The sequence below is a fragment of the Parasphingopyxis sp. genome (assembly GCF_052168275.1).
Lineage (GTDB): Bacteria > Pseudomonadota > Alphaproteobacteria > Sphingomonadales > Sphingomonadaceae > Parasphingopyxis.
On sequence record NZ_JBQLZM010000113.1, the window covers coordinates 20156 to 27166 of the forward strand.

6 protein-coding genes are annotated in these 7011 nt (G+C 63.6%); 5 read left to right on the forward strand and 1 reads right to left on the reverse strand.

All coding sequences use genetic code 11. The features are described 5' to 3' along the window. Positions 1–216: 216 nt before the first annotated feature. Both ACTS1X_RS10050 and ACTS1X_RS10055 read left to right on the forward strand, forming a co-directional pair. Positions 217–2394, forward strand: a complete 2178-nt coding sequence (locus ACTS1X_RS10050) for a M3 family metallopeptidase (protein WP_442614256.1) — start codon at positions 217–219, stop codon at positions 2392–2394. A 10-nt stretch (positions 2395–2404) separates the two neighbouring features. After that, positions 2405–3313 carry a haloalkane dehalogenase gene (locus ACTS1X_RS10055; protein WP_442614257.1) on the forward strand — a complete coding sequence of 303 codons (909 nt, stop codon included), beginning with the start codon at positions 2405–2407 and terminating at the stop codon, positions 3311–3313. A 157-nt stretch (positions 3314–3470) separates the two neighbouring features. Here ACTS1X_RS10055 and ACTS1X_RS10060 read toward each other — a convergent pair whose 3' ends face one another. Further along, positions 3471–4220: an META domain-containing protein gene (locus ACTS1X_RS10060; protein WP_442614258.1), complete on the reverse strand. Its 750-nt coding sequence runs from the start codon at positions 4218–4220 to the stop codon at positions 3471–3473. A gap of 128 nt (positions 4221–4348) precedes the next feature. On the opposite strand from ACTS1X_RS10060, the gene ACTS1X_RS10065 reads away from it, so the two are divergent. The 3 genes from ACTS1X_RS10065 to ACTS1X_RS10075 form a co-directional block, all read left to right on the forward strand. Then, positions 4349–5635: a 3-methyl-2-oxobutanoate dehydrogenase (2-methylpropanoyl-transferring) subunit alpha gene (locus ACTS1X_RS10065; protein ID WP_442614259.1), complete on the forward strand. Its 1287-nt coding sequence runs from the start codon at positions 4349–4351 to the stop codon at positions 5633–5635. Beyond that, positions 5632–6681: an alpha-ketoacid dehydrogenase subunit beta gene (locus ACTS1X_RS10070; RefSeq protein WP_442614260.1), complete on the forward strand. Its 1050-nt coding sequence runs from the start codon at positions 5632–5634 to the stop codon at positions 6679–6681. The genes ACTS1X_RS10065 and ACTS1X_RS10070 overlap by 4 nt, the downstream gene beginning before the upstream one ends. Further along, positions 6668–7011, forward strand: a 344-nt coding sequence (locus ACTS1X_RS10075) for a biotin/lipoyl-containing protein (protein WP_442614261.1), incomplete at its 3' end; no start/stop codon positions are given. The genes ACTS1X_RS10070 and ACTS1X_RS10075, both read left to right, overlap by 14 nt.

The following is a 7011-nucleotide window of genomic DNA, read 5'->3' on the forward strand; positions in this document are numbered from 1 at the left end:
GTTCGCCGGTCATCTAGACATGAACCTTTTGATGCTTGGTTAAGACGGGGTTGGGAATAAATATACCGAATTTCAGGAAATCGGCGCTGGCAACGGCCTCCGGCGCGTCCAAACCCCCAATTTGTTTTGCGAAATCGTCCGATATCGCCTAGACCTCCGCCCATTATTCCGTGGGACCGTCGATCGAACCGGTTCGCACATATTAGGAGAGCCTAGATGCGCAACGCGCTTTTTCTCGCGGTGAGCGGCCTCGCCCTGACCGCGTCTTTCACACCTCTTGCAGGGGATGCCGCGATGGCGAACCATCACGCGACGGCGGCCGAAGCGCCGGATACCGACAATCCGCTCCTGGCCGACTGGACGGGGCCCTATGAGGGCGTGCCGCCCTGGGACCAGATGGCGCCCGGTCATTTCCCCGGCGCTTTCGAGGCTGCGATGGCGGAAATGCGCGCCGAGGTGCAGGCGATCATCGACAATCCCGAGCCGCCGACCTTCGAGAACACCAACCAGGCAATGGAACTGGTCGGCGACCGGATGAACAACGTTCAGGCGATGTTCGGCGTCGCGGTCAGCAATGTCAGCAACGACGAGTATCGGGCCGTGCAGCGCGAATGGTCGCCGCGCCTCGCGAGCTTCTATCAGGAACTTTATCTCCAGCCCGAACTGATCGAACGCTATCGCGCCGTCTATGAAGGGCGCGAGGATGCCGGCCTGAACGCCGAACAGCTGCGGCTGGTCGAGCGCGACTATGAACAGCTGGTGCGTCAGGGCGCGCTGCTCGAGGGCGCCGATCGCGAGCGGCTCGACGAGATCACGGCGGAACTGGCCGGGCTCTACAGCGAGTTCAGCAACAAGGTACTCGCCGACGAGGAAACCTATGTCCTGCTCGACGGCGAAGACGATCTGGCGGGTCTTTCCGACAGCTTCATCGCAACGCTGCGCGCAGCCGCCGAAGAACGCGGCGTCGAAGGCTGGGCGATCGTCAACACCCGCTCCTTCATGCAGCCCTTCCTCCAATATTCGACCCGGCGCGACCTGCGCGAGCAGGTGTGGCGCGCCTATGTCAATCGCGGCGACAATGGCGATGCCAACGATACGAACGCGCTCATCGCCCAGATCCTGGCCCTGCGCGCCGAGCGCGCCGCGCTGCTCGGGTTCGAGACCCACGCCCATTGGCGCATGGACGACACGATGGCCGGAACGCCGGAAGCGGCCAACGACCTGATGATGCGAGTCTGGCCGGCCGCCGTCGCGCGCGTTGCCGAAGAAGTCGCGGACATGCAGGCGATCGCCGACGAAGAGGGCGCCGGCATCACGATCGAGCCCTGGGACTATCGCTTCTACGCCGAAAAGGTCCGGCAGGCGCGCTACAATGTCGATGAAGCGGAGATCAAACCCTATCTCCAGCTGGAAAATATGATCAACGGCATGTTCTACATGGCCGAACAGCTCTGGGATCTGGAGTTCACCGAGAATACCGGCGAAATCCCGGTCTTCCAGGAGGATGTGCGGACCTTCGTGGTCAGCGACACGCGCGACGGATCCAATGTCGGCGTCTTCTATCTCGATACCTATGCGCGGACGGGCAAGCGCTCGGGCGCCTGGATGACGACCTATCGCAGCCAGCAGACGCTGGGCGGCGAACAGAATGTGCTGGCATCGAACAACAACAATTTCACCGAGCCGCCCGAGGGCGAGCCCGCCCTGATCAGCCTCGACGACGCGCGGACGCTGTTTCACGAGTTCGGGCACGGCATCCATTACCTGCTGCAGGACGTCTATTATCCGAGCCTCGCCGGAACGCCGCGCGACTTCGTCGAATATCCGAGCCAGGTGATGGAGAACTGGGTGCTGACGCCCGAGATTCTCAACCGCTTCGCCCGCCATGTCGAAACCGGCGAACCGATGCCGCAATCGCTGGTCGAGCGGATCGAGGCGAGCGACACGTTCAACCAGGGCTTCGCCACGGTCGAATATCTGGCCTCGGCGATCGTCGACATGCGGCTCCACAATCGCGCCGAGCCGATCACCGATGTCGACGCGTTCGAGCGCGAGACGCTGGCCGAGATCGGCATGCCCGACGAGATCGTGATGCGGCACCGCCTGCCGCAGTTCAATCACCTCTTCTCGTCGGACGCCTATTCGGCAGGCTATTACAGCTATCTCTGGTCCGAAACGATGGACGCCGACACCTGGGAAGCGTTCGTCGAGAGCGGCGATGTCTGGAACCGCGAGATCGCCGACCGGTTCCGCGCGACCTTGCTGTCGACCGGCAACGAGACCGACCGGGCCGAAGCCTATCGCCAGTTCCGCGGCCGCGATCCGGATGTCGATGCGCTGCTGAGGAAGCGCGGTTTCCCGGTTCCGGAGAGCGACACCACCACCGACGATTGAGGTACGGCCCATGACCATCGCAGCCCTGCGTACGCCCGAGGATCGCTTCGAAAACCTCCCGGATTTCGATTATCCGGTAGACTATGCGGACGATCTGCCGGGCTATGAGGGGCTGCGGGCGGCCTGGGTCGATGCGGGGCCGCAGGATGCCGACCGCGTCTTCCTGTGCCTGCACGGCGAGCCGAGCTGGAGCTTTCTCTACCGCAAGATGATCCCGGTGTTCCTCGAAAGCGGGGCCCGGGTAGTCGCACCCGATTTCTTCGGTTTCGGGCGGTCGGACAAGCCGACCGAGGCGGAGGCCTACGGTTTCGATTTCCACCGCGATTACATCCTCGCGCTGGTCGAGCGGCTCGACCTCGAGAACATCACCCTGGTCGTGCAGGACTGGGGCGGGCTCATCGGCCTGACCCTGCCGGTCGATGAGAAATTCCGCGCACGCTTCTCGCGGCTGATCGTGATGAACACGGGGCTCGGCATCGGCAAGGCGCCGAGCGAGGGCTTTATCGCCTGGAAGAATTACGCGGCCTCGACACCCGACCTGCCGATCGGCGAGCTGATCGCGCGCGGCACGCCGCATATGACCGACGCCGAAAAGGCCGCTTACGACGCGCCGTTTCCCTCGCCAGACTACAAGATGGGCGCGCGGCGCTTCCCGGAACTTGTGCCGATCTCGCCGGAGATGGAGGGCGTCGAGGTCAGCCTGAAGGCCGCGGCCTTCTGGAAGGACGAGTTCAACGGCGCGAGCTTCATGGCGGTCGGCGATGCCGATCCCGTCCTAGGTCCCGATGTGATGAACCGGCTGCGCGAGAATATCAAAGACTGTCCCGAACCGATGATGATCGAGGGCGGCGGCCATTTCGTGCAGGAATGGGGCGAGCTCATCGCGCGCGCCGCGCTCAAGCATTTCGGCGATCCGTAGATAGGCGAACTAAAGCAGAATCCTCTCAGTCTGAGGTGTTCGTCATTGCGAGCGCAGCGAAGCAATCCAGAGCGGCTAGCGATGGCGTTTGCCGCTCTGGATTGCTTCGTAGCCTTCGGCTCCTCGCAATGACGATTTAGTTGAGGCCCATCATAGCCTAGCCGCCCTCACCGCGGCGCTCCGCCTTCAGCACGGGGCCGTCTTCGGAATAGAGCGTCAGCGACCCGAAACTCTCCACGTTCAGCGTGATGACGCTACCGAGCGCGGCGAAAAACTGGTCCTCGCGTTCGCTCGCTACCGGATCGATGCACGCGCGGCGCGTCGAGGCCACCGGACCGATCGACAGCGCGTCGTCGAGCACATAATCGGCGCGGAACCGGTTGCAGCCGCCGGTGCCAAACATGCCGCCCTCGCCGTCGAAGCGGAAGTTGATACCGGCATCTTCGGGGATGGCCTCGCCCATCAGTTCGGTGACGTGCCAGTCCGCGCCGCTGAGCACGTCCTGCGAATCCCCGCCGCAGCCGAAAAAATACAGCCCGTCGACAAAGACGCGCACCGACTGCGGATAGGGCCGGTCGGACATGCCGTCGCTGCACAGCTCGTTCTGGATCAGGACGATGAAGTCCCGATTGCCTTCATTTTCAGACCGGCTGATGAAAACGGCGCCCTCGGGTGAAAAGGTTTCGCCCGGCCGGTCCGCTTCCGCGGTGAAAACGCCGGCATGTTCGAACACCATCCTCTCTTCGCCGATTGTCATCGACCAGAAGGGTTCGGTGCCGGTGCCGCGATACCCGGTCCAGGGATCCGGCGCCGCTTCGGTTCCGCTGTCGTGATGGTCGGCGAGCGCCGGGCCTGCGGGAATGAGCATGACGGCGGCTGCTGCGCATGCGTGAAACAGGCTTTTCATCGAATCATTTCCCCACAATTGACGCTCCGGTCTGCGGCGCAGATGCCACCGCGCGACAAAGCTATCAAACTGCCGTGTAATTATATTATAAGAGCCGCAACAAACGATTCGGCTGGACAGGATGTCTGATGGCTAGCGATACGGAGCGGCGCAATCTGCCGCCACTCGAACTTTACGTGCCCGAACCCAAATTCCGCCCCGGCGACGAGGCGGACTTTTCGGATATCCAGGTGCCGCCCGCCGGCGAGACCCGGCGGCCCGATACCGCCGCCGATCACGGCGAGATGCCCGATCTCGCCTATGGTCTCGTCCGCGTGCTCGACGACGAGGGCAGGGCGGTCGGCCCCTGGGACCCGAAGCTCGATCCGGATACCTTGCGCAAGATGCTGCGCGCGATGGCGCTCACCCGCGCATACGACCAGCGCATGTTCCGCGCCCAGCGCCAGGGCAAGACGAGCTTCTACATGAAATGCACGGGCGAGGAGGCGGTGGCGATCGCCGCGACCTTCGCGCTCGACCGCGACGATATGTGTTTCCCCTCCTATCGCCAGCAGGGCATCCTGATCGCGCGGGACTGGTCGCTCGTCGACATGATGAACCAGGTCTATTCCAACAAGAAGGACCGGCTGATGGGCCGCCAGCTGCCGATCATGTATTCGACGAAACAGGGCGGCTTCTTCTCGATTTCGGGCAATCTCGCGACGCAGTATCCGCAGGCCGTCGGCTGGGCGATGGCGAGCGCGGCGAAGGGCGACACGCGGATCGCCGCGACCTGGACCGGCGAGGGGTCGAGCGCGGAGGGCGATTTCCATTCGGCCTGCATCTTCGCCGCCGTCTACAAGGCGCCGGTCATCATGAACGTCGTCAACAACCAATGGGCGATCAGCTCGTTCAGCGGCTTCGCCGGCGGCGAGGCGACGACCTTCGCCGCGCGCGCGGTCGGCTACGGCATCGCCGGCCTGCGGGTCGACGGCAATGACGCGCTGGCCGTCTACGCGGCGACCCAATGGGCGGCCGAACGCGCGCGCACGAACAGGGGCCCGACCCTGATCGAACATTTCACCTATCGTGCGGAAGGCCATTCGACGTCGGACGATCCGTCGCAATACCGCTCGGCCGACGAGGCCGCGGAATGGCCGCTCGGCGATCCGATCGCGCGGCTGAAAAACCATCTGATCGTGCTTGGCGAATGGGACGAGGAGCGCCAGCAGGAGATGGACGAAGAGGTCGCTATTCAGGTCAAGACGGCGCAAAAACAGGCCGAGAAAAACGGCATTCTCGGCCATGGTCTGCATCAGCCTCTCGAAACCATGTTCGAACAGGTGTTCGAGGAAATGCCCTGGCACCTGCGCGAGCAGGAACAGGAAATGCTCGACGAGAACGAAGCTGCCAACAATGTGTGCAAGACGCGATGAGCAAGGACGATAACAGCACCACGCAGCGCAACATGATCCAGGCGATCAACAGCGCCATGGATGTGTGCATGGAGCGCGACGAGAATGTCTGCGTGTTCGGCGAGGATGTCGGCTATTATGGCGGCGTGTTCCGCGCGACCGCCGGCCTCCAGGAGAAATACGGCAAGACGCGCAGCTTCGACACGCCGATCAACGAATGCGGGATCATCGGAGTCGCGGTCGGCATGGCGGCCTACGGCATGCGCCCGGTCGCCGAGATCCAGTTCGCCGATTACATCTATCCCGGCCTCGACCAGCTGGTCTCCGAAGCGGCGCGGCTCCGCTATCGCTCGGCCGGCGAATTCACCGCGCCGCTCACGATCCGCTCGCCGTTCGGCGGCGGCATCTTCGGTGGACAGACGCACAGCCAGTCGCCCGAAAGCATCTTCACCCATATCTGCGGCGTGAAGACGGTCATCCCTTCGACCCCCTATGACGCCAAGGGCCTGCTGATCGCGGCGATCGAGGATCCCGATCCGGTCGTCTTCTTCGAGCCCAAGCGCATCTACAACGGCCCGTTCGACGGCCATTACGACACGCCGGTCGAGCCCTGGTCCAAGCATCCGGCGAGCGAGGTGCCGGACGGCCATTACGTGATCCCGCTCGGCAAGGCGAACGTGCTGCGCGAAGGCAGCGCAGTGACGATGCTCTGCTACGGCACGATGGTGCATGTGACGATGGCGGCGGTCGAGGAACTCGGCATCGACGCCGAAGTGATCGACCTGCGCACGCTCCTGCCGCTCGACATCGAAACCATCGAGGAATCGATCAGGAAGACGGGGCGCTGCGTGGTCGTGCACGAGGCGACCCGGACGTCGGGTTTCGGCGCGGAGCTGGCGGCGCTCGTGCAGGAGCGCTGCTTCTATCATCTCGAAGCGCCCATCCAGCGGGTCACGGGCTATGACACGCCCTATCCGCACAGCCTGGAATGGGCCTATTTCCCGGGGCCGGTGCGCCTGCGCCTGGCAATCGAACGCGTCATGGAGGACGTCAGTGGCGAAGTATAAATTCAAGCTCCCCGATATCGGCGAAGGCATTGCCGAGGCCGAGATCGTCGCCTGGCACGTGAAGGTCGGCGACGAGATCGAAGAGGATCAGGGCATCGCCGACATGATGACCGACAAGGCGACGGTCGAGATGGAATCGCCGGTCAGCGGCACCGTCGTGGAGCTGAACGGCGAGGAGGGCGAGATGCTGGCGATCGGATCGGTGCTCGCGGTGATCGAGACGGACGACATTCCAGACGAGGACGACGAGGCGGCGATCGCCGAGAAGGTCAAGGCGCAGGCCGAAGACGACGCGGCGAAAGTCGAGGCAGCCGAAGACGAACCGGAAGC

Bases quoted from the DNA above. Each gene is read 5' to 3' on its own strand.
- ACTS1X_RS10055 (WP_442614257.1), top strand. From the start codon at position 2,405: ATGACCATCGCAGCCCTGCGTACGCCCGAGGATCGCTTCGAAAACCTC.
- ACTS1X_RS10070 (WP_442614260.1), top strand. From the start codon at position 5,632: ATGAGCAAGGACGATAACAGCACCACGCAGCGCAACATGATCCAGGCG.
- ACTS1X_RS10050 (WP_442614256.1), top strand. From the start codon at position 217: ATGCGCAACGCGCTTTTTCTCGCGGTGAGCGGCCTCGCCCTGACCGCG.
- ACTS1X_RS10060 (WP_442614258.1), bottom strand. From the start codon at position 4,220: ATGAAAAGCCTGTTTCACGCATGCGCAGCAGCCGCCGTCATGCTCATT.
- ACTS1X_RS10065 (WP_442614259.1), top strand. From the start codon at position 4,349: ATGGCTAGCGATACGGAGCGGCGCAATCTGCCGCCACTCGAACTTTAC.